This is a genomic window from Candidatus Thiodictyon syntrophicum (assembly GCF_002813775.1).
Classification (GTDB): domain Bacteria; phylum Pseudomonadota; class Gammaproteobacteria; order Chromatiales; family Chromatiaceae; genus Thiodictyon; species Thiodictyon syntrophicum.
This window is the reverse complement of the sequence record NZ_CP020370.1, coordinates 6,512,782-6,536,441: the sequence shown is the minus strand read 5'-3', so window position 1 is coordinate 6,536,441 and position 23,660 is coordinate 6,512,782. Positions and strand designations below refer to the sequence as shown.

16 protein-coding genes are annotated in these 23,660 nt (G+C 68.8%); 13 read left to right on the top strand and 3 right to left on the bottom strand.

Annotation, left to right across the window (positions count from 1 at the left end):
* The first annotated feature begins 269 nt into the window (after window positions 1-269).
* Complete coding sequence (locus THSYN_RS27980) at window positions 270-4,571, top strand: pilus assembly protein (RefSeq protein WP_157817987.1); 4,302 nt, start codon at window positions 270-272, stop codon at window positions 4,569-4,571.
* Between the two features lie 58 nt (window positions 4,572-4,629).
* Here THSYN_RS27980 and THSYN_RS34440 read toward each other — a convergent pair whose 3' ends face one another.
* Complete coding sequence (locus tag THSYN_RS34440) at window positions 4,630-5,484, bottom strand: hypothetical protein (protein WP_157817986.1); 855 nt, start codon at window positions 5,482-5,484, stop codon at window positions 4,630-4,632.
* A gap of 528 nt (window positions 5,485-6,012) precedes the next feature.
* On the opposite strand from THSYN_RS34440, the gene THSYN_RS27965 reads away from it, so the two are divergent.
* Window positions 6,013-7,476, top strand: a complete 1,464-nt coding sequence (locus tag THSYN_RS27965) for an MFS transporter (RefSeq protein WP_100922013.1) — start codon at window positions 6,013-6,015, stop codon at window positions 7,474-7,476.
* A gap of 201 nt (window positions 7,477-7,677) precedes the next feature.
* Here the strand turns inward: THSYN_RS27965 and THSYN_RS27960 are convergent, their stop codons facing one another.
* Window positions 7,678-9,759: an elongation factor G gene (locus THSYN_RS27960; RefSeq protein WP_100922639.1), complete on the bottom strand. Its 2,082-nt coding sequence runs from the start codon at window positions 9,757-9,759 to the stop codon at window positions 7,678-7,680.
* Window positions 9,760-9,788: 29 nt separating this feature from the next.
* Here THSYN_RS27960 and THSYN_RS27955 point away from each other — a divergent pair, with 29 nt between their 5' ends.
* Window positions 9,789-10,775 (top strand): L,D-transpeptidase family protein, encoded by a 987-nt coding sequence (locus THSYN_RS27955; RefSeq protein ID WP_100922012.1) that lies wholly within the window; start codon window positions 9,789-9,791, stop codon window positions 10,773-10,775.
* Here the strand turns inward: THSYN_RS27955 and THSYN_RS27950 are convergent.
* A complete protein-coding gene (locus tag THSYN_RS27950; protein WP_100922011.1) occupies window positions 10,754-10,948 on the bottom strand; it encodes an alanine-zipper protein in 195 nt (64 codons plus the stop codon). The two genes, THSYN_RS27955 and THSYN_RS27950, sit on opposite strands and share 22 nt — an antisense overlap.
* A 461-nt stretch (window positions 10,949-11,409) precedes the next feature.
* On the opposite strand from THSYN_RS27950, the gene THSYN_RS27945 reads away from it, so the two are divergent.
* The 10 genes from THSYN_RS27945 to THSYN_RS27900 all read left to right on the top strand — a co-directional run bounded on the left by THSYN_RS27945 (window position 11,410) and on the right by THSYN_RS27900 (window position 23,438).
* Window positions 11,410-12,027: a chorismate--pyruvate lyase family protein gene (locus THSYN_RS27945; protein WP_100922010.1), complete on the top strand. Its 618-nt coding sequence runs from the start codon at window positions 11,410-11,412 to the stop codon at window positions 12,025-12,027.
* A gap of 8 nt (window positions 12,028-12,035) precedes the next feature.
* Window positions 12,036-12,752, top strand: a complete 717-nt coding sequence (locus THSYN_RS27940) for an RDD family protein (protein ID WP_236848730.1) — start codon at window positions 12,036-12,038, stop codon at window positions 12,750-12,752.
* A 3-nt stretch (window positions 12,753-12,755) separates the two neighbouring features.
* Entirely contained in the window at window positions 12,756-13,778 is a 1,023-nt protein-coding gene (locus THSYN_RS27935) for a stage II sporulation protein M (protein WP_100922008.1), read from the top strand.
* On the top strand, window positions 13,768-15,339 hold the full coding sequence (locus THSYN_RS27930; protein ID WP_157817985.1) for a DUF4129 domain-containing protein: 1,572 nt from the start codon (window positions 13,768-13,770) through the stop codon (window positions 15,337-15,339). The genes THSYN_RS27935 and THSYN_RS27930 overlap by 11 nt, the downstream gene beginning before the upstream one ends.
* On the top strand, window positions 15,329-16,537 hold the full coding sequence (locus THSYN_RS27925; protein WP_100922006.1) for a DUF4350 domain-containing protein: 1,209 nt from the start codon (window positions 15,329-15,331) through the stop codon (window positions 16,535-16,537). Before THSYN_RS27930 ends, THSYN_RS27925 begins: the two co-directional genes overlap by 11 nt.
* Before the next feature lie 139 nt (window positions 16,538-16,676).
* Entirely contained in the window at window positions 16,677-17,663 is a 987-nt protein-coding gene (locus THSYN_RS27920; RefSeq protein WP_100922005.1) for an AAA family ATPase, read from the top strand.
* 157 nt (window positions 17,664-17,820) lie between these two features.
* Window positions 17,821-19,125 (top strand): DUF58 domain-containing protein, encoded by a 1,305-nt coding sequence (locus tag THSYN_RS27915; protein WP_100922004.1) that lies wholly within the window; start codon window positions 17,821-17,823, stop codon window positions 19,123-19,125.
* Window positions 19,126-19,511: 386 nt separating this feature from the next.
* The gene (locus THSYN_RS27910; RefSeq protein ID WP_100922003.1) at window positions 19,512-21,710 is read left to right on the top strand and encodes a toll/interleukin-1 receptor domain-containing protein; all 2,199 of its coding nucleotides are present in this window, start codon (window positions 19,512-19,514) and stop codon (window positions 21,708-21,710) included.
* Between the two features lie 269 nt (window positions 21,711-21,979).
* Window positions 21,980-22,399 carry a UPF0158 family protein gene (locus tag THSYN_RS27905; protein WP_100922002.1) on the top strand — a complete coding sequence of 140 codons (420 nt, stop codon included), beginning with the start codon at window positions 21,980-21,982 and terminating at the stop codon, window positions 22,397-22,399.
* Between the two features lie 112 nt (window positions 22,400-22,511).
* The gene (locus THSYN_RS27900; protein WP_100922001.1) at window positions 22,512-23,438 is read left to right on the top strand and encodes an alpha/beta fold hydrolase; all 927 of its coding nucleotides are present in this window, start codon (window positions 22,512-22,514) and stop codon (window positions 23,436-23,438) included.
* Window positions 23,439-23,660 lie beyond the last annotated feature (222 nt).

Genomic DNA, 23,660 nt, shown 5'->3' with positions numbered 1-23,660 from the left:
GCCTAATCACCGGGCCGGAGGGCCACACCATGTTGAACCGACAGGCCTGCGCTCTTGCAGATCAAACACGGTCTTGCGCCGCATCCGTGCGGCCGCGGTGGTCAAGGGGGCACGCGTGGCCGATCGCCATCCTGACCCTGGTGAGCGCCGTCACGTCGGCGCTTGCCGCGGCTGGATCCTTGGACGCTATCGGGATTTCACACGCCCCGCTCTTCGTGTTATCCGGCAGCCAGCCCAACTTCATTCTGACCCTGGATGACTCCAACAGCATGAACCAGGCGTTTTTGCCGGACGGCATCTGGACGCCTGGGGCACTGCAATCGCCGCCCAAGCTGGACGCGCGCGACACGGCAGCCCTGACCAACCGGCAGTATTATAATCCGGCCATCACCTATGAGCCGCCCGTGGACGCCTCGGGCACTAGGCTGCCCCATGGCGACTCCATCAAAGTCGGCGGGGTTGCCGTCACCCGCCTGGATCCGCTGTATGCGGCCTTTGCTTCGAGCACGGGCTGCACGGCGCAGACCTCACCAAGCGGGAGTTGTGCGACAGACCTTGCACTGAGCAATTGTACAGTGGACCTCGGACGCAACTACGCCCCGGTCTGGGACCTTTCGGGCACGAATTCCGATGGGCCATGCACGGACCTCGATCCGGCTAAAACCGTCGCTGACGATTTAAGCAACACCTATACGGCCGATACGGGAAACCCCGCATTCCCGGCGTTTCTTGCCGCCCACCCGACGCTCACGCTGCTTGAACTAGGCAGCGCCTGGGCCTGGCGCTGTATGAAAGCGGGGGGCACGGGCGACTGCCCGGCCTTCTACAACCGCTTGAACTACTCGGGCCAGTACCCTAACCCTAACCCGCCCCCCGCGCCCACGCAATTACCGTGCAATGACCCGAATTTACTTGCGGACATTACCCCCGTTGACTTCCCGGCCGCCTGTCTGGAGCGGGTGGTGGTGGGGACCGCGGACGACTTGGCAGAAATATACGATAGCAGAGTGGACATCTCCGCGGTGGCGGCGAACAAGCGTCCGACCTCATGTTGCTCGACGGAGGCCTGCTGGTGCAATGACGCCAAGGATGATGTCCTGGCCGCCCGTCGAAAGCTTCTCAAGGACGACAACGGTGCGGTGCCAGACGACGCCGCACTCGCAAAACGGAACTTCGCAAACTGGTTCAGTTACTATCGCAGCCGCGAATTGACGGTGCAAAGCGCGCTGGGCCGCGTCATGGACCGTCTCCGTCCGGGCGTGCGACTCGGTTACCAGACCCTGACTCAGGGTCAATTTCTGCCGACCGCCGCGGCGTACAAGTCCCTTTCCACAACCTTTGCCCCCTACAGTCAGAACAGGTCGCGGTTTTACGGCTGGCTCTATTCGCGACGGGCCACGACCCAAACCTATCTGGTCAGTGCGGCCCTGCGTACCCACGAATTCTGTAAATCGGATCAGGCCTACGTCGAGAGTCCCGAGGCGGTCAATGGGGTCCTCGTCAAACCGGTCGCAGCCGACACCAACCCGCTGCACGGTTGCCGTAACAATGTGCATGCCATCTTCACCGACGGCTTCTGGGAGGACAAGTTAGCGGCAAGTGCCGGGGGCTTTGACCCGCCCGCCTGGCTGATCAATAACGATGGGACCCAATCGCCACTGGCCTGGCCTGATCCGTCGAATCCGGCGGGGTCGCCGAACGGTGTTCAGCACCGCGCGACTATCCCTGACCCCGTGACCGGTCTCCCGGTCGCGCTTCCGCAAACCTACGATCCGTCAGCACTCACCTCCAAGGTGTTTGCAGACGGCAACACCGGAATGCTCGCGGACGTCGCCTTCCGGTCCTGGATCGAGGACCTGAGGCCCGACCTCGGTATCGCCACGGACGCGGTGGCGCCCCTCACACTCGATCCCGATACGACTGGCAGCATTGCTGATCAGTTCTGGAGGCACCGCAACGACTGGGCCGACTGGCAGCATGTCACCACCATCACGGTCGGCCTTGGGGTAGCGGGCAACACCAAGTACCCTTTAGGGGACCCTCCAGGCAAAGGCGATTGGAGCTATACGACGGGCACCGGCGCCACCGCCGTTACGACCACCGGCAACATCTTTATAGACGGCTTTCCCGGGAACTGGACGGCCACCGGAACCGATCCGGGCACGGGGGCAAGCCGCGCCAGCATGATCCCGGTCAAGATGAAGGTCGACGACACCTTGCACGCCGGCATCAACGGGCGCGGCGACTATCTGAGCGCGGGTGACCCCGCCACCCTGATCTCCACCTTCAACTACATCGTGGACATCCTCGCGACCCTGGCCGGGGACAGTTCCGCCGCCGCCGCCGCCATCAATACCGGCAGCACCGCCAGCGCGGACCTGCTCTACCAGGCGCGCTTCAACCCGGCGGATTGGAGCGGTGACATCCGCGCCTACCGGATCTCCGACGGCAAGGGCCGGCCACCCTGCGGCGATACGGTGCCGGTGGCAGGCCAACTGTGCGAGGATGCCTCACTCGGTCTCTACTACCTGTCTGCCGCCGATGCGATGTTGGGTGCGCCGGTCAGCGGCAATTACACGAACCGCCGTATTTTCACCGCCGCCGCGGGTACCGGCAAGGAGTTCAGTTGGGCAAACCTCACGGACCTCCAGAAGATGGATTTTCTGGCAGGTGCCGGCTTTACCGGGACCACTCCGCCCGCGGACACGGACCCGTACGCGGTGACGGCGAAGAACATCGTGACCTATGTCGCCGGTGATAACAGATTAGAAGATAATAAAGAATTTCGCCTCCGCACCACGGTGCTCGGTGATTTCATCAATGCCGCCCCGGTGCTCGTGGGTGCGCCGGCTTTCTACTACAAGGCGCCGGGTTACATGACCGGGGTGGGCGCGAATGGCACCCCCTTCAAGGACAAGTCCCGGCCCGCGCTGATCTACGCGGGGGCAAATGACGGGATGTTACACGCCTTCAATGCGGACAGCCTGACGGAGTCCTTCGCCTTTATCCCGCCGGCGTTGATGGGGCTTGAAAACTATCCGCCCGACTTGAGAAAACAGCGGCCGGGGCCGCAGATATTGCGCGACCCGACCTATGCTGCCGGAAAGCATCGCAACTTTGTGGATGGTCCAATCGCCACCGGCGATGTCCGGTTCGGTACCGCCGCGGCGGGCGATTGGCACACGGTGCTGATTGCCGGGCTCGGTCTCGGCGCCCAGGCGCTCTACGCCCTGGACGTGACCAACCCGCCGACGGCGGCCGCGACCGCGGTCAGCAGCTTTGCCGGCAGCATGTATCGCTGGCAGATCACGGACCGCAATGACTCGACGACAACCACGGACGACCAGCGTTGGGACCCTGACCTGGGCTATGTCTTCGGGCGCCCGGCCATCGTGCGTATCCCTGGCGCGAGTGGTGGGGAGCCCGTCTGGGTCGCCATCACCGGCAACGGCTACAACAGCGCCGAGAAGGACGGCAGCCGCGCCGCGGGTTGTGACGACCCATCCAAGGACCAGCCCGGTACTGGCCTCTGCGGTCAGGCGGTGCTCTATGTGATCAAGATCGAAACCGGGGAGATCCTCAAGAAGTTCCAGACCGGGGTCGGACGCAAGGATGATCCGCAAACCGGGGGTGACAAGCGCCCGAACGCACTGGGTCAGCCCACGATCGTCGGCACCACGGTGCACTCGGATGGCGACCTCCTGGCCGACTATGCCTACGCGGCGGACCTGTTCGGGAACCTCTGGCGCTTCGACTTGACGGGCACCAGCGCGTTACCGGTCCGCAGGCTGTTCTCCGCGACCGGGCCGGGCGTGGGCAACGCCCTCGGGGCGGCCCAGCCGATCACGGCCCCGGTCGCCGTGGCACGGCACCCGACCGGCGTCGGCACGCTGGTGTTATTCGGTACCGGTAAGTACCTGGACGTCAAGGAGGACGTGAGCGACGGTCGGGTCCAGAGCTTTTATGCCATCTGGGACAAGGGTAGCGATGCCCAGCCGCCGGTGGTGCGTAACAATACCCAGCTCCAAGTGCAGACGTTCGTGGATACCGACATCGTCGTCAAGGATAAAGACGGCGTGGAGGTCACGCGCGGGCGTACCAGCAGCGCCAATACGGTCGACTGGTCCACGAAGAACGGGTGGTATATCGACTTGGACAAGGAGAAGACCGTGAGCGGCGTCAACAAGGGAGAGCGGGTTGTCGTCGCGCCCGAGGTCCAAGGGACCCGGGTGATCTTCGTCAGCCTGGTCCCGGAAGGCAACCCGTGCGTCGGCGAGGGCTACGGTTGGATCAACGCCCTGGACCTGCGCAGCGGCGCCCACTTCCCATCGAGCCCGTTCGACTACAACATGGACGGGGTCTTCGACCGTTCTGATCTGCTTGGGGGCCAGGCCGGTACCAGCGTGCGCTTCACGCCCGGCGGCAAGGCCACGGGGGTCTATTCCTCAACCTCCGGTTTCGGGGACGGCAAGGGTCGGAGCACGACGGTGGTCTCCAGCTCCGCAGGCGGCTTGCACTCGGTCAATGACTTCCCCTTCCTGCAGTGGCGGGTGTGGCAGCAGTTGCCCTGAAGGGTAGCGTTGAGTCGCCCACCTGTGGGCGGCTCAACCGACGCTTCCAATCACCCGACTAACGCTCGCTGCGCATTGAGCGGCGGCGCAGGCCGATCAGGGGCAGTCCGAGCACGAGCAGGGCGAGCGTCGCCGGCGCCGGTACCGGATCAGCAGCGGGGGCAATCGTTAAGGTGATTGGAGCGAACACCAGGTCCGGTAGATTCTGGGTCGCGCCGTTCCAAACGGTCTCAAACAAGCGGAACTGGATTGTGTCCCCGGGATTAATCAGGTCGGATGTCTTCAATGTGACGCCAAAGGGAGTCGGCAGCGTGGTCTGGCCGCCCCCGCTATACCAGGAAGGCCCCTGCGTGCTGAAGTCGCTGAACAGCGCCACGTCCTTGCGCCACTTGATATTGCCGCCACTGTCGGCCAGGGTAATCCGCATCTGCGATTCGGCCAACAAGGTGCCTAGCGAATCGCTGGTCCATTCCCAGACCGGCGCGGCGCCTTGCCCTGTGGTCTTGCTCTTCGGATTTGAGTCGTTATAACCAGTACCGACAGGTGCGCCAGCCGACTCGATATAGATATGATCCAACACAAAACTTGATCCCGAGTTGTTGGTCCATGTCGTGCGGCTGTTCCGGTTCGCGCCGATGATGGCCTCGCCCCAACTGTACAGTACCTGCGCCGTATTATTGGCTCCGGGCATGGTGCACCCGCTCCCGCCCGCGTTGTCGCAGTTCACGGCAAGGGTGTTGTACGCCACGTTCGAGTCCACAAACGTGATGGGGTTGATGCCCCAGTTTAACACGAACGGCACGGCGTCCGCGAACCCCGGCGCCAAGGCCGACGCGATACCCAGGGCGAGCAGCGCGCAACGGCTGGCCGCCGGGCGGTGGGGGCCTTGACTGGCAGGTTCGGAACGAGACATCTGCAGACTCCTGGAAACGGGCGACAGGCTGAACGGGCACCAAAGGCACTTGCGCGATACGAAAAGCAAAAAACGAGCCATTAAATCATCAAACTTAAAAAACAATGGCTTAGTTTTCTTGGTGGACCTATCGTGAAAGTCCAGCCGACGCGAGTGTAAAAAAAGCTGACACTGCCGAGACCCAGGTACCGGCCATACAACGCGACCATCACAAACCGGACGCAGTCGGTCGGGACCGCGACCCCCGGCAGCTCGGGGCCTGTCGGTCTGGACTGGCCTGCGACTGCATGAGCCGGGCCTGCGCTTCGCGGCGATACAATACGCGATCAGCGCGCGGGACGAAAGAGCCGCGGCGGTGGCCGCCTGATCCAGGTGGGCGCAGCCGTCCCGCCGCCGCCAACGCCTTGGACTCGATCCCGCGGCCCTGGCACACTGGCGGGGGATGGTTGGGGTGTTGTCGCGGACTGGACCCGCGCCGAGCGGGTGCTCGGCGTGCCCGGGGGCGCGGCGCTTTCAGATGGGAGGACCATGGACACGAATTCGACATCCGAGACCGACATGCGTGCCGGGCTGGTGCCCGGCGATCCCCGCTGGTGGGTCTTCTCGACCTACTTCGCCCAGGGATTTCCGTACATGGTGGTCCGTGCCATGTCGTCGGTGTTTTTCACCGATGTCGGCATGTCGGAGCGCTTTCTCGGCTATCTCAATTTTCTCGGGCTGCCCTGGAACCTGAAGTTCCTGTGGGCGCCCCTGGTCGACATCTACTCCACCCGGCGTACCTGGATGATCCTGGTCCAGGCGCTGCTGACCCTGCTCACCGCGCTGCTGGCCGCCCTGTGTCTGGCGCGCGGCACCGGGCTCGACCTCGGGGTGCCGGACGCCCTGCTGGTGGGCGTCTTCATCGCCCTGGCCTTCCTCGCGGCGACCAACGATATCGCCATCGACGGTTATTACATGGAGGGCATCACCGACCCCAAGGAGCAGGCCGCCTACACGGGCTTTCGCGTGATGGCCTACCGCCTGGCCATGATCCTGGCGCGCTTCGGGATTATCCTCGCGGTGGCCCAGATCGCCCGGACCGCCTTCGACGGGAACCTGTACGCCGCTTGGGGTTGCGGCTTCGCGGCCGGCGCGCTGGTGATGGCCGGACTCACCCTGTTGCACCTGATCAGGCTGCCGCGCTTCCAGGCGCCGCGCACCCGGGTCATCGGGGTTCGCGAGGCGGCGGGGGATTTCTTAGGCTCTTTCGCCGCTTACCTTGAGGTCTCGCGTCGGCGCTCACTGATCGCGCTCACCAGCGCGCCCGTGCTCGGCCTTGCCTTGAGCGCGGTCCTGGCTGGCCTGGGGGTCCCCGGTGTCCAGTCCGTCACCTACGGCTTTGCCTTCATGCTGCTCGCCCTGCTCGCCCAGGCGCGCCCGGCGATTGCGTTGAGCCTCGCCTTCATCATGTTCTACAAGATCGGCGACGAGATCATTTTCTCGATGGGGACGCCCTTCCTCAAGCGCTACCTGCTGGTGGACAACACCCAACTCGCCTGGATGAGCGGCCTCCTGGGGCTGATCGGCTCCATCGCCGGGACCACCATCGGCGGGCTCTGGATCAAGCGCACCGGGTTGCGCCGTGCCATCTGGCCGCTGACGCTCCTGATGAACGTCAATATCCTGGCCTACGTCTGGCTCGCCTGGGAGCGCCCGCTGGCGACCGAATTGATGGGCCTGCTGACCATCTGCGGTGTCTACACCATCGAGCAGATCGCCGCGGGCCTGGGCAATGCCGTGCTGATCGTCTACATCCTGCGCACCTGCAAACCCGCCTACAAGGCCGGGCACTACGCCATCGGCTCCGCCTTCATGTCCGTCTTCTCGGCCCTCTTCGGCGGCCTGGGCGGGGTCATCGTGGAGGCGAGCGGCTATCTTGAACTCTTCACCATCGGCCTGCTCGCCTCGATCCCCGCCATGATGCTGCTGTTCTTCGTGCGCATCGACGACTGAGGCGGGGGGCGCCGGGCAGCAGCCCGGCGCGTCGTCCCTGCCGTTGGTCGCCCGTCACGCACGCCTCCCTTGACAGGCGCAACAGTATGTAAGAAACTACTAATGCACTGAAGCACTCCACTTCCGTGCACTCCTCCGTTCCGTGACTTCCTTTGGTGGTAACTTAATGAGCGCGACCCGGTCGCGCTCTTTTTTTGCCCCTCAGGCCAGGTCGAAGCGCAGAAATTCCATGCTGAATTGCCCCCGCCCCTGGGTCAGGCTGCGCAGCGTGGTGGTGTAGCCGAGCAGGGCGGCGAGCGGGGCCTCGGCGCGGACCTCGGCGGTCTCGCCGCGGTTGCCGGTGTCGGTGATGATTGCCGTGCGCGACTGCAGGTCGCCGAGCACGGCCCCCAGGTTGACCTGCGGCACTATGACCTCGAGCGCCATCACTGGCTGCATCAGGGCCGGTTGGGCGGCGTCCAGGGCCTGGCGCAGGGCGCGCCCGGCGGCGGCGGCCAAGGCCTCAGGGGTGGAGTTGGGACCGAAGACCTCGACTTCGCGCACCTTGAGCGCCAGGTCCAGCAGGGCCGCCCCCTGCAAGGGGCCGGACTCCAGGCCGCCGCGCAGCCCGGCCTCGACGGCCCGGCGCTGCTCGTCGCTCAACAGCGCCCCCTCGGGCAGGACCCGCGGGTCCACCGTGATCCGGATACCGGCGCCGCGCGCCAGCGGCTCCACCGCGAGGGCCACCCGCGCCATCAGGTCAGGGTGCTTGCCGTCCGGTGAGGGTGGGGTGGTGAAGAAGGCGTCGGCCGCGGCGGCACGGCGGATGGTCTCGCGCACGGCCACGGCCGGGCGCCCGCTGCGCACCGTGACGCCGAATTCACGCGCCATCCGCTCCAAAACCATCTGCAGGTGCAACTCGCCCATGCCGCGCAGCAGGCGCTGCCCGGTCTCCGGGTCCTCCTCCACCGCCAGGGTGGGGTCCTCCTGGGTCACCTTGTCCAGGACCTCCAGCAATTTCTCCTCCTCGGTGCCGGCCGCGGCCTCGATGGCGAGCCCCAACACCGGGGCGCGCGCCTCGATGCGCTCCAGGCCGAGCAGGTGCCCGGGGGCGCACAGGGTGTCGCCGGTAGTGGCGAAGCGCAGGCCGGCGATCAGCACGATCTGGCCGGGCTCGGCCTGCTCGAGCTTGGTCTTCTTGCCGGCGTCCACGTCGAACAGGCGCGCCGCCTGCTCGCGCCGGGTCTGGCCGTCCGGACCGATGAACTCGACCGTATCCCCGGCTTTAAGGGTGTTACGGTAGATGCGGGCGAAGACGTGGCGCCGGCCATCCCAGAGTTGGACCTTGAAGGCCAGGGCGACGAGCGGCCCCTCACCGCCCAGGACGACCTCCTCGAGGCTGCCGTCCGGGTGCCGGCCGAGCGCGGGCGGGCGGTCCAGCGGGGCGGGGAGGAAGTCGATCACCCCGTCCAGCAAGGGCTGCACCCCCAGGTTGCGCAGGGCACTGCCGCCGTAACAGGGGAAGAGTCGCCCGGCCAGGGTGCCGCGGCGGATGGCGGCGCGTAAGGCGCCCGGATCCGGGTCCTCGCCCGCCAGGACCTGCTCGGTGAGGCGCTCGTCCCACTCGGCGGCCGCGAGCCCCAGGGCCTCGCGGTCCGCGGCCAGGCGCGCCCACAGGTCGGCGGGGCAGGGCTCGGTCACGACCAATTCGCCTTGCTCGCCCTGGAACCGAAGCAGGGTGCGGTCGATCAAATGGACCACTGAATGAGCGACGGGGGCCTGGTCAGCGCTGCCCTGGCCCTCGCCCAACGGCACCGTGATGGGCACCGGCTCGGCCTTGAGACGGCGGCGGATGGCGTCCAGGGATGCACGATAATCGGCCCCCGGCCGGTCCATCTTGTTGACGAAGAAGAGGGCCGGCAGGTTGAAGCGGGCGCGCTGGCGCCATACGGTCTCCGTCTGGGGCTCCACCGCGCGCACGCCGTCCAGGACCAGGATGCAGCCGTCCTGCACCCGCATGGCGCGCTCCACCTCGATGGTGAAGTCGACATGGCCGGGGGTGTCGACCACCTGGATCAGGTGGTCCCGCCAGGGGGCCTTGGTGACCGCGGAGGTGATGGTGATGCCGTGGCGCTGCTCCTCGGCCAGGTAGTCCATGTGGGCGGCCCCGTCGTGCACCTCCCCGATCTTGTAGGAGGCGCCGGTGTAAAACAGGATGCGCTCGGTCAGCGTGGTCTTGCCGGCGTCCACATGGGCCGCGACCCCGATATTGCGGACGTGAGACAATCGCGACAGTTTTTTCATCATGTTGACGAGGTAACAGAGTGAAGTATATGAAGTCGAAAGCGGAATCGTCCTGGGGTCGACAACGGAGCCGGGGCTTCACAAGGGCCGCACTGGCCGGCGCGGTCGCGCTGGCCTTGGGGCTTGCCCGGGCCCCGGGCGTCCTGGCCGACACCTTCAAATTTGCCCACCCGGGTGATAGCGTGGTCGGGGTGGCCTTCTATGTAAAGAGCCGCAAGCACGACACCCTGCTCGACATCGGGCGGCAGAATCAACTGGGCTATCAGGACATGGACCAGGCCAACCCGAAGGTCGATATGTGGGTGCCCGGCGACCATGCCGAGGTGCTGATCCCGAGCCTCTATGTGCTGCCCAACACCCCGCGCACCGGGCTGGTCCTGAACCGGCCGGAGATGCGGCTCTATTATTACCCGCCCGGCCGGCCGGACGAGGTGCAGAGCTACCCGATCAGCATCGGACGCGAGGGCTGGAGCACACCGCTCGGTACCTTCTCCGTCGCGACCAAGGTCAAGGACCCGACCTGGACCCCGCCGGCCTCGATCCGGGCCGAACACGCGGCCAAGGGCGACATCCTGCCGGCCGTGGTACCCGCGGGTCCGGACAACCCGCTCGGCCCCTATGCCATGCGCCTTAGCATACCCGGCTATCTGATCCACGGCACCAACAAGCCCTGGGGCCTGGGGATGCAGGTCAGCCACGGCTGTATCCGCATGAATAACGAGGGTATTATCGAATTGTTCCCGCAGGTGGCGACGGGCACGACGGTGACGATCGTCGACCAGCCCTACAAGCTCGGCTGGCTGGGGGATGACCTGTATCTGGAGGTCCACATCGACGACGAGGGGAAGCGGAAGACGGCGCGCTCAGTGATACCGGATTCGGTGGCGAACGCGCAGGGACTGCAGCTGGACTGGAAGGCGGTCGAGCGGGCGGTGGCCGAGAACACCGGCCTCCCACAACTCGTGGGAAGCCGGCGCAGTTCAGCCGACAGGCTTCACTTGGACATGATCTTCTGATACATGCGGTCCAGACGCTCGGTGTTGGCGTCGCAGCAGGACTGGGCGCCCTTGGCGGCGTCCAGGGCCTGCTGGGCCATTTCACGGGCGGTGGTGTCGGTGCAACCGCCGATCACGGTGGCGCCGATCAGGGCGGCGGCGGTCAGGGAAGCGAGCTTAACGACTTTGGTCATCGGTAGAATCTCCGTAGGTTGAGCCAAAAGGCCCTCTTTTTATAACACAGGTTCGGGTTTTTCCGAATCCCCCCACACCACCGCCGACGACGCGCAGTGCGCCCAAGGCGTCTGGTGGCCAGTAGGATCCGTTCTTGCGCTCTCGGGCCATCATCGAGATGATCGACCGAAAGAGTCGGACCCGGTTTCTAAGCTTGCGTCAAACGGGCCGGAACATCAAGACCGCGACGCAATAAAGCCGCGAAGAAGCGCCCTTGGCGACTCGCGAAGGGGCCATTTTGTACTTCAAAACCGCTCAGATAGCCCGTCGTCGGGGGCGCGGCGGCCCGCGGGCCGGTGCGGCCGCAACCCTGGCGGGATCGGCCGCAATCAGGCACCATCGCTGCGCTCGATCCGCGTTACTCTGAGTCAGATCCGCGGACCACCGCCACTTTTCTCCAGTTGCAAGGAACCTTGAGGCCATGCGCCGATATTACGGTCGCCCCCTGGACGACCCGTCGAACTCGCCCTTCCGCTGCGACGGTTACCTGGCGGGTGCCATGATCCGCGACGACCGCGGGGCGACCATCCCGCTGTCGGACCTGTCGCCCTTTTTGCGTGCCCTGCTCGTAACCGACGGGACCGTGACCAAGACACTGGAGGCCTATTTTTGGGAGCCGGTGACGGTGGACACCCTGGAGCAGCGCTTTGAAACCGCGGCGGAGCCGGTGCCCTGGATCGGGCTCGCGGCCGGCGATGCCTGTCTGATACGCGATGCCCGCCTGCGCGGCGTTCACAGCGGACGCGCCTTCGCCGAGGCCCTGTCCCTGATCCGTACCGAACTGATCCCGCCGGACTTCCGCCGCCGCCTGATCGCCCGGGAGATCGGCATCGGCGCACTGATCCGCGACAGCGGACTGGAGAGCTATCGGGAGGTGCTGGACGTCGGACTGGAGCATGGCGGCGGCCCCCGGCGCGACCCGGCGGGGGCGCCGGACAGCGGCCCATCAGTGTTCAGGACCTATCGGATCATCATCGGCGGTCGCCCCGTGATCCTCATCACCGAGTGTTTTCCACTGGCCCTGTTTCCCGTGGCCTGATTACGATGATGCCCCTGGACACCATCCGCCTGAACGAGACCCCGGAGGGGGTGGACCTGGGCCTGCGCGTCGCGGGTCCGGCGCCGCGGGCCCTGGCCCTGGCCGCGGACGGCGCCATCCGGCTGGTCATCCTGCTGGCATTGAGCCCGTTGTCGGCGCTGTCCGGGCTCGGTCTCGGCCTGAACCTGATCGCCGTTTTTCTGCTCGAGTGGCTCTACCCGGTCACCTTCGAGGTCCTCTACGGGGCCACGCCCGGCAAGCGCGCCATGGGCCTCCTGGTGGTTCACGACGACGGCACCCCGGTGGGGCTGTCCGCGTCCCTGATCCGCAATCTGTTGCGGGTAGTCGATTTTTTTCCGCTGTTCTATGGGGTGGGTCTGGTCTGCACCCTGGTCGATCGAGACTTCCGGCGGCTCGGGGACCTCGCCGCCGGGACCCTGGTGGTCCATGCGCAGCGCCGCTCAACGGGGGCGCGGGCGGGACGCACGCACGCGGGCGGGACGCCCGCGCCCCCGGGGCTGCCGATCGCCACCCAGCAGGCGATCCTGGCCTTTTGTGAGCGGGCGCGGCGCCTGTCCGGGGCGCGTCGGATCGAACTGGCTGAGACCCTGCTCGCCCACCTGCCCAGCCCCGCCACGGGGCCAGCCCGCGCGCGGGGGTGGGCGGCGGTAGAGCAGGTAGAGGGTTATGGAACCTGGCTGGCCAGTGGCCGGGCGGGGGACTGAACCGTGCGCCAGGGACCCTTCGAGGCGAGCCGCGCGGCGGCCTGGGCGGACTACCGCAGCCTCCTGACCGCCCTGGAGGGGCGCGGGCGCGACCCGTCGCCCGTGTTGCCCCTGGCACGCTTCCCGGCCCTCTATCGGCGTCTGTGCGCCGATTACGCGCTGGCGCGGGCGCGCCGCTACGCCCCCGGGCTGATCGCGGAGCTGCACGACCTGGTGCGGCGCGGCTATCCCCACCTGTACCGACGCCGCAACGCCTGGTGGGCCCTGGCCCTGGGCTTCATGGCGGCCGGATTTCCGCGCACCCTGCGTCGTCAGGCCCGGGTCTGCGCCCTGGCCGCGGCCCTGTTTTTCTTGCCGCTGCTGGTCATGGGGCTCGCCTGCTGGCAGGACGGGGAACTGATCTACAGCCTGATGGACAGCGCCCAGGTGGCCGAGCTCGAGTCCCTGTACGACCCCGACGGCGGCCGGCCCGGACGGGGCCCGGAACGTCAGGCCGATACGGATTTCATGATGTTCGGCTTCTATGTGATGAACAATATCGGGATCGGCTTTCGCACCTTCGGCGCCGGGTTGCTGCTGGGGCTCGGGAGCGTGCTGATCCTGATCTCCAATGGGCTCATGATTGGCGCGACGGCCGGTCATCTGACCCGCCTGGGGTTCGGCCCCGTCTTCTGGCCCTTCGTCAGCGGGCACGGCCCCTTTGAACTGACGGCCATCGTCATCTGCGGGGCGGCCGGGCTCCTGCTCGGCCGGGCCCTGATCGCCCCCGGACGCCTGACCCGCCTCGCGGCCCTGCGCGCGAACGCACGCGATGCGGCGGTCCTGGTGGGCGGGGCGGCCCTCATGCTGCTGTTGGCGGCGGTGGTGGAGGCATTTTGGTCCGCGAGCGGGGCGGCGGCGGGGGTGAAGTACGCGGTGGGGGTCCTGGGATGGGTGGCGGTGATGGCATATTTCGCCTTGGCGGGCCGAGTGGATGGCGGCGCCGGGCCGGTGCGCGGCGGTTCCGGGGACGATCATGGACCTTGACCGCATGAGCGTGGTGTTGCGCCCGCGCGGGCCCTGGGAGGGGATCGACCTGGGTTTCGCCCTGGGGCGCGCCTGGTTTCCGACCCTGTGGGGCCTGTGGTGGTGCAGCGCCCTGCCCGTGGGGCTCCTGGCGCTGCCCCTGTGCGGCGCGCGGGCGGACTGGTGGCTGCTGCTCCTGTGGTGGTTCAAGCCGCTTTATGAGGCGCCCCTGATCTGGTGGATCAGCCGCTCTCTGTTCGGGGAGCGGTCGCCGCTCGGGCGTGCCTGGCAGCTTCAGCGCGCCGCCTGGACGCGGCACCTGCTGCCTTATCTGCTGTGGCGGCGACTGGCCGCCCGCCGCTCCCTGAATCTGACCATCGGACTCCTGGAGGGTCTGGACGGCGCGGCGTTGCGGCAGCGCCGCCGGGTGTTGGGCGACGGCGCCGGGGCCGCCTGGCTGACCCTGATCTGCTACCACTTCGAGGCCATCCTCTGGGGCGGGCTGCTGCTCACGCTGGTTTACCTGATCCCCACCGGGCTCCCGGAAGGACTGGCCGGCCTGGACCTCGGTGCGGCCCTGACCGACTCCCAGTCCTGGCCCTATTGGCTGAGCGGCGGCTTCTACCTGCTTGCCTGCTCGGTGATCGCGCCCTTCTATTGCTGCGCGGGCTTTGCCCTCTACATCGGGCGGCGCACCGAATTGGAGGCCTGGGACCTGGAACTCGCCTTCCGCCGGGCAGCCCCCGACGCGACCGCTGGCGCACCGGAGAAGGGCGCCGCACGGCCCGGCCGCCGCGGCAGCCCCCGCACCGCGGTGTCGGCCGGCCTGCTGTGCGCCGCCGTGCTTGCCGCCTGGCCAGGCCCGCCGGTCGGCGCCGACCCCCTGCCGCCCCTGCCGGCACCGGCACCGGCGCGCGCCCTGATCGCCGAGGTCCTGGCCGACGCCGACTTCGGGCGGACGCGCACCGAGTCCGTCTGGACCTATATCGGCCCCGACGAGGAGACCGCCGCGCCGGACCCGACCTGGCTCAAGGACCTGGCCGACTTCGCGGTGTTCCTGGGGCGCCTGGTCAAGGGGCTCCTGGTGGTCCTGGCGGTCATCGCCGTCGCCCTCCTGATCCGGCGCATCCTGCGCGACTGGCAGCCCGGCGCCTGGCGGCGGCGCCGGCCGGCCCGGCGCCCGGCCCCCGCGGCCCCGGAGTCCCTGGGCGCGGACGCGGACCCGGACGCGGCCGGGTTGGCGCGGGCGGTGCGCGCCCGGCTCGCCGCCGGGGACCCGCGCGGCGCCCTGGCGCTCCTGTATCGGGGCAGCATCGGCCACCTGGGGCGGCGCGGCCTGCGCATCCCCGACGGGGCCACCGAGGGCGAGTGCCTGCGGCTCGCCGCCGGCCACCCGGGCACCGGGGACCTGGCACCCCTGCGGCACCTCACCCGGGACTGGCAGGCCCTGGCCTATGCCCAGCAGGCGCCGGACCCTGAGCGCATCGCCGCGCGTCTCGACGACTGGCTGCGCTGGACGGGGAGCGCCGCGCCGGCCGGGGAGCCGCGGGTTCCTGCGGGCAGCGACGCCGATGGCCGCTGAGCAGCGCACCCTGGGCCTGGTCCTGATCGGCCTGACCCTGATCGCCGCGGTGTCCTTCGGCGCCTGGTTCCTCACCAACTTCGAGCGCCGGCCCCAGGAGGTCGCCGTCGGCGCCGCGGCGGCGGCCCGCCGCAACCCCTTCCTGGCCGCGGAGCGCTTTCTCACCCGCCTGGGCATCCCGGCGGAGAGTCGCGCCGGCGCCGGCCTGCTGCACCAGCCCCCGCCGACCGCCGATACACTGGTGGTCAATGGCCTGGGCCGGCTCAACGTGCGGCACCGGGCCACCCTGGGCGCCTGGCTCCGGGGCGGCGGGCGTCTGGTGGTCGAGGCGACTGACCCGGGGGACCAGGATCCCAGCCCGGACGACCTCCTGGGCGGGTTCGGGATCCAGCGCACCAGGGTCGAGGCGGCGGCCGGCAAGCGCCCGGGGCCGGATGGGGAGCAGGCCCTGGGGCAGATCCGGTGGGGGGACCCGGGCGCGCCGCTGAGGGTCGGCTTCGATCCGGACTGGGCCTTGAAGGTCGAGGACCCCGACCAGGCCAACCTGGTGCACGCCGCCGGGCATCCCCGCCTGCTGCAACAGGCGGTCGGCGCCGGGCTGCTCACCGTCACCAGCGACCTCGGGTTCCTGACCAACGAGCGGATCGGGCGCCACGACCATGCCCTGTTCTTCGCCCGACTGGCCCAGCCGCCCCCCGGGGGCAAGGTCTGGCTGCTGTACGACAGCTCGGTGCCCTGGCTCGGCGCCCTGCTGTGGGCCGCCGCGCCCGCGGCCCTGGGCGCGGCCGGGGTGCTGGTCCTGGTCTGGGTCTGGTCCCTGGGCGCCCGGCTCGGCCCCCTGACCCCGGTCCCGGACCGCCGCCGCCGCGACCTGATCGAGCACCTGGACGCCGCCGCGGCCTTCCTCTGGCGCCATGGCCGCGCCGCCCAGTTGGTGGCGGCAACCCAGCGGCGGGTGCTCAGCGCCTGGCAGCGGCGCCGTCCCGAACTGCGGCACCTGACGCCCGTGTCGCAGGCCGCGGTGATCGCCAAGGCCGCCGCCCGGCCCGCCGGACCCGTCGCCGCCGCCCTGCACACCCAGGCCTCCGATGCCGCCGCCTTCGTCGAGCAGACGCGTCTCCTCAAGGCCCTTTGGCAAGGCACCCGGGAGCGCCGCACAGCAGCCCGGCCCGGGGTGCGATCAGGACTGATGAGGTGACCGAGATCGCGGGTACGTTGTCGTTGTCGTAATCGAAAATCCGACCACGATTACGACAACGACAACGACAACGACGCCCGGTCTGTGAGAAGGTCCGGTAGCTGTAGCCGACCACCGACACCCTAATCAAGGAGCCCCGATGAACGATTCGACCAGCCCCCCCGCCATGACGGTCGCCGCCGCCGCGCGGCACCTCCAAGCACTGGAGAGCGCCGTCGCCCAGGCCCTGGTCGGGCAGCCCCAGGTGATCCGCGAGGCGGTCGTCGCCCTGGCCGCCGCCGGTCACGTCCTGCTGGAAGGGGTCCCGGGGGTGGGCAAGACGCTCCTGGTCCGCGCCCTGGCCGCGGCCCTGGGCGGGAGCTTCGCGCGCATCCAGTTCACCCCGGACCTGATGCCGAGCGACGTGACCGGTCATGCGCTGTTCGACATGAAGACCGAGGGGTTCCGCATCCGCCGCGGCCCCATCTTCTGCAACCTGCTCTTGGGCGACGAGATCAACCGCGCCCCCGCCAAGACCCAGTCGGCCCTGCTGGAGGCCATGCAGGAGCAGCAGGTCACCATCGAAGGCGAGGCCCTGCCCCTGCCCGCCCCCTTCCTGGTCTATGCGACACAGAATCCCATCGAGCAGGAGGGCACCTACCCCCTGCCGCAGGCGCAACTCGATCGCTTCCTGCTCAAGGTCTTCATCGACTACCCGGGGGCCGATGAGGAACTGGCCGTGGTGCGCCAGATGACCAGCGGTCAGATCGGCGACCGGCTCGATACCTCCCGGGTCCCCCGGGTGATGACACCGCAGGAGGTACTGGCGGTCCAGGGCGCGGCGGCCATGCTCCGGCTGGACGACAGCGTCCTGGCCTACGCCGTGCGCCTGGTGCGCGCGGCGCGGGACTGGCAGGGGGTCGAAACCGGCCCCGGCCCCCGCGCCGCCATCGCCCTGGTGCGCGCCGCCCGCGCCCAGGCCTTGATCGAGGGCAACGCCTTCGTCACCCCGGACGACGTCAAGGCCATGGCCCCCGCCGTACTGCGCCACCGCCTCAAGCTCACCGCCGACCTGGAGATCGAGGGCTACCGGCCCGACGACGTGCTGGTCGACCTGCTGGCCGGCGTCCCGGCGCCGCGGTCGTAGGGTCCGCTGTGCGGACCAGAGTACCGGGGGTGGGTTTTCGCGGCCGGGGGTCCGCACGGCGTTTTCGCGGGCTGCCGTCCGCACAGCGGACCCTACGTGAACCACCAGCGGGCTGCGGTCCGCACAGCGGACCCTACAGGAACCACCAGGCCCAACCATGCATCCCCGCCCCCCTCTGATCCACGCCCTGGCCATCTGGACCGCCGTCGGCCTCGCCACCGTCTGGCTGCCCTGGACCTGGCCGTTGTGGCAGGGACTGGGCCTCCTGATCGCCGCCCTTGCCTTGGGGGATCTGCTGGCCCTGCACCGGCTCCCGGACCCGCGGATCACGCGCCGCATGGGTCGCGCCCTGCCGCTCGGGGCCTGGAGCCAGGTGACGCTGGAGGTCGCCAATGGGTCGGACCAGCGCCTGCGGCTCAGCGTCCATGACCTGCACCCGGGCGAGTTCGCCGTGCGCGGCCTGCCCGCGGACCTGGACTTGCCTGCCCGGCACCAGGGGCGTGTCGACTATCGACTGCGCCCGCCCAGCCGCGGGGACTTCCCGCTCACCGGCTGTGCCGTCGCCACCCGCTCGCCCCTGGGCCTGTGGCGGCGCACCCGGGTCCTGCCCCCGGCGCAGCCGCTGCGGGTCTTCCCCAACTTCGCCGAGATCAGCCGCTACACCCTGCTGGCGGCCAGCGACCAACTCGCCCAACTGGGGGTGCGCCGACTCCGGCGCCTGGGCCGCGGGGCCGAGTTCCACCAGTTGCGCGAGTACCGGGAGGGCGACTCGCTGCGCCGGATCGACTGGAAGGCGACCTCGCGCATGCACAAGCTCATCGCCCGGGAGTATCAGGACGAGCGCGACCAGCGCCTGGTCTTCCTGCTCGACTGCGGCCGGCGGATGCGCCACCGCGATCAGGGCCGCGGCCACCTGGACGAGGCGCTCAATGCCCTGCTCCTGCTCGCCTACGTGGCCGTGCGCCAGGGGGACGCGGTCGGCCTCATGACCTACGGCGGACCGCAACGCTGGTTCGCCCCGCGCAAAGAGCCCGGCACCGTGAACCGGCTGCTCCAGGGCCTCTATGACCTCCAACCGAGCCTGGAGGCGGCCGACCCCCTGGTCGCCGCCCGCGCCCTGCTGGCCGCCATGCCGCGCCGCGCCCTGGTGGTGGTCCTGACCAACAGCCGCGACGAGGACCAGGAGGGCCTGGCCCAGGCCGCCCAACTCCTGCGCCGCCGCCATCTGGTGGTCATCGCCGATCTGCGCGAGGCCGCCCTGGACCGCGCCCTGGAGGCCCCGATCGCAACCCTGGACGACGCGCTGCGCTTCCACGCCGTCCACGGCTGGCTCGCCGAGCGCCAGCACCAACAGGAGCGCCTGCGCCACCTCGGCATCCAGGTCCTGGACCTGCTGCCCGCCCAACTCCCCATCGCCCTGGTGAACCGCTACTTTGAGATCAAGCGGGCCGGGACCCTGTAGGGTCCGCTGCGCGGACCGCCGCTGGCGCTACCGCCGCGCTCTTGCCGCTCCCGCCTGCTCGATGGCGCGCGACAGGTCGTCCACTCAACTCGAGTCATTCCTGACGTACGTCAAATTTGACTCCGAATCAGCGCACCTGGGAGAAGGGATACAGTGAAACCTGGAAAGAGCAGTTCTCACGCCAAGGCGCAAGCTGGAAAGAACAGTGCTCACACAGAGACACAAAGATCACAAAGATTTTCAACGCGATACGTTGGTCGAGGAGGTTACTCGCGCAGTGATCGGCCCAACGCCTTCAATGATCTGTTTTTCTTTGTGTTCTTTGTGTCTTTGTGTGAGCAATTCCCGGATTTAGGTTCACGTTCCGGGGTGACGTACAAGCCTTCATGGCCGTTGGCCGCGACAAGCCCACGACCGCCTGCGTCGTCGCGTCGCGGCTGAAGCCGCTCCCACAGCGTCGCCGCGCGACCTTCCCAAGAAGAACCTGGCTCAGTGCCGCGATTTCTGGTATCAAGCCCGGACCTTCGCTGCGGGTGTTTGCCATGGACTTCGACGCCTTCCTCTCCCACCACAGCGCCGACAAGCCGCTGATCCGCGAACTGCGCCGCCGGCTCCAGGCGCAGGATTTGCGCGTCTGGCTGGACGAGGACGACTTGCGCCCCGGCCAGCGCTGGCAGGACGGGCTCGCGGCCGGCATCCTCGCCAGCGCCTCGGTGCTGGTGTGCATCGGCGGTTCCGGCATCGGCCCCTGGGAGGACGAGGAGATGCAGGTCGCGCTCGATCTGGCCGCCCATGAGCAGCGCCCGGTCATCCCGGTCCTGCTCCCCGGCGCACCCGAACGGCCCGCCATCTCCCTGTTCCTGAAGAACCGCACCTGGGTCGACCTGCGCGCGGGCATCGACACCGAGGGCATCGGCCGCCTGGTCTGGGGCATCACCGGCGACCGCCCCGGCGCCGCCCTCCGGGCCGCACCCGACCGGCGCTTCCAACTCCCCGCGGACCTGCCCGACTTCACCGGCCGCACCTTGGATCGCGACTGGCTGGAGCGACACCTGGCCGCTGGCCGGTCGGTCGCCATCTGCGCCCTGGCCGGTCAGGGCGGGCTCGGCAAGACCGCGCTCGCGGTGCATGTCGCGCACCGGATCAAGGACCGCTTCCCGGACGGACAAATCCTGATCCCGCTCGGCGGGGCCGGCGAGCAACCCATGACCGCGCTGGACGCCATGGCCTGGGTGATCCGCGCCTTCGAGCCCGAATGGCGCCTCCCGGACGACGAGGCCCAGGTCCAGGCGCTCTACCGCGGGGTCCTGAACGGCCGGCGGGTGCTGATCCTGGCCGACGACGCGGCCGGAACCGCGCAGGTCGTGCCGCTGACGCCCAGTCCGCCCGCCGCCCTGATCGTCACCTCCCGGCGGCGCATCGCGCTCGGGGAGCGGCGCGACCTGGACCTCTTGGAGCCCGCCGCGGCGCGCACCCTGCTCGCCGGCATCCTGGGCGAGGGCCGCGCCCTGCGCGATGCGGATCTCGACCGCCTCGCCGCCGCTTGCGACCGGCTGCCGCTGGCCCTGCGGGTCGCGGGCGCGCACCTGGCCCTGCATCCCGAGGTCCCTTTGCCCGAGTATCTCGCCGACCTGGCCGACGAGGCGACCCGGCTCGGCGCGCTCGCGAGCGACGCCGTCGAGCGCGGCCAGGTCGGCGCGGTGCTCGCCCTCTCCGCCGACCGCCTGCTGGCCCAAGACCCCGGGCTCGCCGCCCGCTGGCAGGCGCTCGCCTGCTTCCCGGCCCCCTTCGACCGGGCCGCCGCCGCCGCCGTCTGGGGGCTCGCCGTGGAGCGGGAGGCGCAGCCGGCGCTCTCCGACCTGATCGACCGCAGCCTGCTGCGCTGGGAGGCCGGCAGCGGGCGCTACCGGCTGCATGATCTGCTGAGGCCCATCGCCGTGGAGCCCTGGCGCTGGTGTCGGGTCCGGGTGCCGGACGGGGTGCCCGGACCCAGCCCGGAGAACCTTGGGCTGGCGCGGGGACGGCACAGTGCCCATTTCATCGCGGTCCTGCGGGCGGCCAGAGATCACTTGCTCGAGGGTCACGCCGGGGTTACCGCCAGCCTCGCCGCCTATGACGCCGAGTTTGCCCAGATCGCCGCCGGTCAGGACTGGGCCGCAGCCGGTGCGGATGAGGCAGCCGCCCGGCTGGCGATGGACTATCCGGACGCCGGTGTCATTGTATTGAGTCTCCGCCTGCATCCGCGCCAGTGGGTCCGCTGGCTCGCGTCCGGACTCGCTGCCGCCCGCCGGCTCGGCGAGCGGGGATGGGAGGCGGCCCACCTCGGCAACCTCGGTATCGCTTGGTGGAGCCTCGGCGAGCCGCGCAAGGCCATCGGCTTCCACGAGCAGGGACTTATGATCGCCCGCGAGATCGGCGACCGCCGCGGCGATGCGAACGCCTCATTCAACCTCGCCCTGGCCTTCGAGACGCTGGGCGACCCCGCGACCGCCCGCGGCCACATGCAGCAGGCCCTGGCGCTCTTCGAGTCGATGGAGAGCCTCCACGCCGAGAAGGCCCGCGCCTGGCTCACCCGGCATCCCTGACCGCCCGGCCCAAGCCCTCGGTGGGAGCGGCTTCAGCCGCGACGAGGCCGCGGCGGCCCGCGGGGTCGCCGGTCCGCACAGCGGACCCTACGGGCGCCCGTAGGGTCCGCTGTGCGGACCAGCGGACCAGCGGACCAGCGGACCAGCGGACCGGCGGGCTTGCGGTCCTTTCAAACCCGCCGCCGAGCCTGCACCTTGGCAGCGCGCCCGGACCCTGCCGCCGACCCGCGGACGCGCCCTGACCGAATCCAGTCCGACCGGAGCAACCGATGAAGACCACCATCAGCAACCTCGAAGAAGCCTTCATGTTCGCGAGCGCCGGCGCCGACCTCGATGCCGGGGCCTATCTGGACCGGGAGACCGGGGAGTTCCGTATCGTCGGGGAGGGGTTCGACGAGCCCGAAGGCGCGGCGGATGCGTTCGCCGGTTCGGATCGGTATATCCGGGTGCCGAACAAGTACGACCTGGATCTGGGCAAGGCACTGGTCTTCGACTTCGTGGCGGACCAGTTGCCCGACGCGGCGGACGAGGTCCGGGACATCTTCCGGCGCCGCGGGGCCTACGCCCGCTTCAAGGGCTTTCTGGACGCGCGGGATCAGTTGGACGCCTGGTACGACTATGAGCACCGCAAGACCCTGGAGGCCCTGCGCGACTGGGCCGAGGGGCGGGGGATCGAGCTGGTCGATTAGGGTTTTTTCCGCGGCCAGGTGCGACAATGGGGGACCCCGGGGCGCAGCACCCGCCGGGTCAGCCACCCCCTGTTTACCGGCCTAGGCCGGCCACTTCGCTGGAGCAAACGCGATGACGACGACCTCGACCTCCCTCCCCTTGGCGCGCAAAGGCGCACCGCCGCTGCCCGAGGCGCTCGCGGCGCCGCGTCACAGCCTGATGACCCGCGCCGGGGAGCGGTTGGCCTGGTATGGGGACGGCAGTGGCAGCGGTCGCCCGCTGGTCCTCATCCACAGCATCAATGCCGCGCCCAGCAGCTTCGAGGTCAAACCGCTGTTCGACCAGTATCGCGGGCAGCGCCCGGTCTATAGCCTGGATCTCCCCGGCTTCGGCCACGCGGACCGGCCGGTCGGACCCTACTCGGCGGAGCGCTTCGCCGCGGCCATCGTGGACTTCCTGGACCAGGTGGTGAAGCAGCCGGCCGATGTGCTGGCCCTGTCGCTCAGCGGCGAGTTCGCCGCCCGCGCGGCGCTGAAGGCCCCGGGGCGGATCGCGTCGCTGGCGCTGATCTCGCCGACCGGGTTCGGGGCGCGCCAGCCGTTCGGCCCGGCGATCGGTCGGCCGCTGCACCGCTTCCTGACCCTGCCGCTCTTAGGGGCTGCCGCCTATGCCCTGGTCTCGTCGCGCCCGAGTATCAACTATTACCTCGGCAAATCCTTCGTCGGTGCGCCCCCGGCGGAACTGATCGACTACGCCTACGCGACCTCGCACCAGCCGGGCGCGCGCTTCGCCCCCTTGATGTTCCTGTCGATGCAACTCTTCACCCAGGATGCCCCGCAGCGGCTCTACGGCAGTCTGCCGGCCAAGCTGCCGGTCCTGACCATTGCCGACCGCGACCCCTATGTGACCTTCGAGAAGTTGGCGGGATTCGTGGCCGCCCATCCGAATTGGCGGCTCGAGAGCCTGGCACCGCACCTGGGCCTGCCCCAGTGGGAACGCCTGCCGGCGGTGGTCGCCGCGCTGGATCGGTTCTGGGCGGGGGCGCCGGCCGGGGTCTGACAGGTTGTCGTTGTCGTAATCGTAGTCGTAGTCGTAGTCGGAGAAGCGATGCAATGTGGCGTGCGAGAGAATCCGGGGGGCTACGATAACCTCGACAACGACAACGACAACGACAACGACAACGACAACGACAACGACAACGACGCGAACAGCACTCCGTAATGGACTTGCTTAACTTATTACTGAACCGCTCCTTATGCCCCACCCCTCAGCCGGAGTCTC

Excerpts from the sequence above, each read along its gene's own strand:
- THSYN_RS27965 (WP_100922013.1), top strand. The coding sequence starts at position 6,013 with ATGGACACGAATTCGACATCCGAGACCGACATGCGTGCCGGGCTGGTG.
- THSYN_RS27905 (WP_100922002.1), top strand. The coding sequence starts at position 21,980 with ATGAAGACCACCATCAGCAACCTCGAAGAAGCCTTCATGTTCGCGAGC.
- THSYN_RS27945 (WP_100922010.1), top strand. The coding sequence starts at position 11,410 with ATGCGCCGATATTACGGTCGCCCCCTGGACGACCCGTCGAACTCGCCC.
- THSYN_RS27940 (WP_236848730.1), top strand. The coding sequence starts at position 12,036 with ATGCCCCTGGACACCATCCGCCTGAACGAGACCCCGGAGGGGGTGGAC.
- THSYN_RS27920 (WP_100922005.1), top strand. The coding sequence starts at position 16,677 with ATGAACGATTCGACCAGCCCCCCCGCCATGACGGTCGCCGCCGCCGCG.
- THSYN_RS27980 (WP_157817987.1), top strand. The coding sequence starts at position 270 with ATGAACCAGGCGTTTTTGCCGGACGGCATCTGGACGCCTGGGGCACTG.
- THSYN_RS27955 (WP_100922012.1), top strand. The coding sequence starts at position 9,789 with ATGAAGTCGAAAGCGGAATCGTCCTGGGGTCGACAACGGAGCCGGGGC.
- THSYN_RS27930 (WP_157817985.1), top strand. The coding sequence starts at position 13,768 with ATGGACCTTGACCGCATGAGCGTGGTGTTGCGCCCGCGCGGGCCCTGG.
- THSYN_RS27900 (WP_100922001.1), top strand. The coding sequence starts at position 22,512 with ATGACGACGACCTCGACCTCCCTCCCCTTGGCGCGCAAAGGCGCACCG.
- THSYN_RS27925 (WP_100922006.1), top strand. The coding sequence starts at position 15,329 with ATGGCCGCTGAGCAGCGCACCCTGGGCCTGGTCCTGATCGGCCTGACC.
- THSYN_RS27960 (WP_100922639.1), bottom strand. The coding sequence starts at position 9,759 with ATGAAAAAACTGTCGCGATTGTCTCACGTCCGCAATATCGGGGTCGCG.
- THSYN_RS27910 (WP_100922003.1), top strand. The coding sequence starts at position 19,512 with ATGGCCGTTGGCCGCGACAAGCCCACGACCGCCTGCGTCGTCGCGTCG.
- THSYN_RS27915 (WP_100922004.1), top strand. The coding sequence starts at position 17,821 with ATGCATCCCCGCCCCCCTCTGATCCACGCCCTGGCCATCTGGACCGCC.
- THSYN_RS34440 (WP_157817986.1), bottom strand. The coding sequence starts at position 5,484 with ATGTCTCGTTCCGAACCTGCCAGTCAAGGCCCCCACCGCCCGGCGGCC.
- THSYN_RS27950 (WP_100922011.1), bottom strand. The coding sequence starts at position 10,948 with ATGACCAAAGTCGTTAAGCTCGCTTCCCTGACCGCCGCCGCCCTGATC.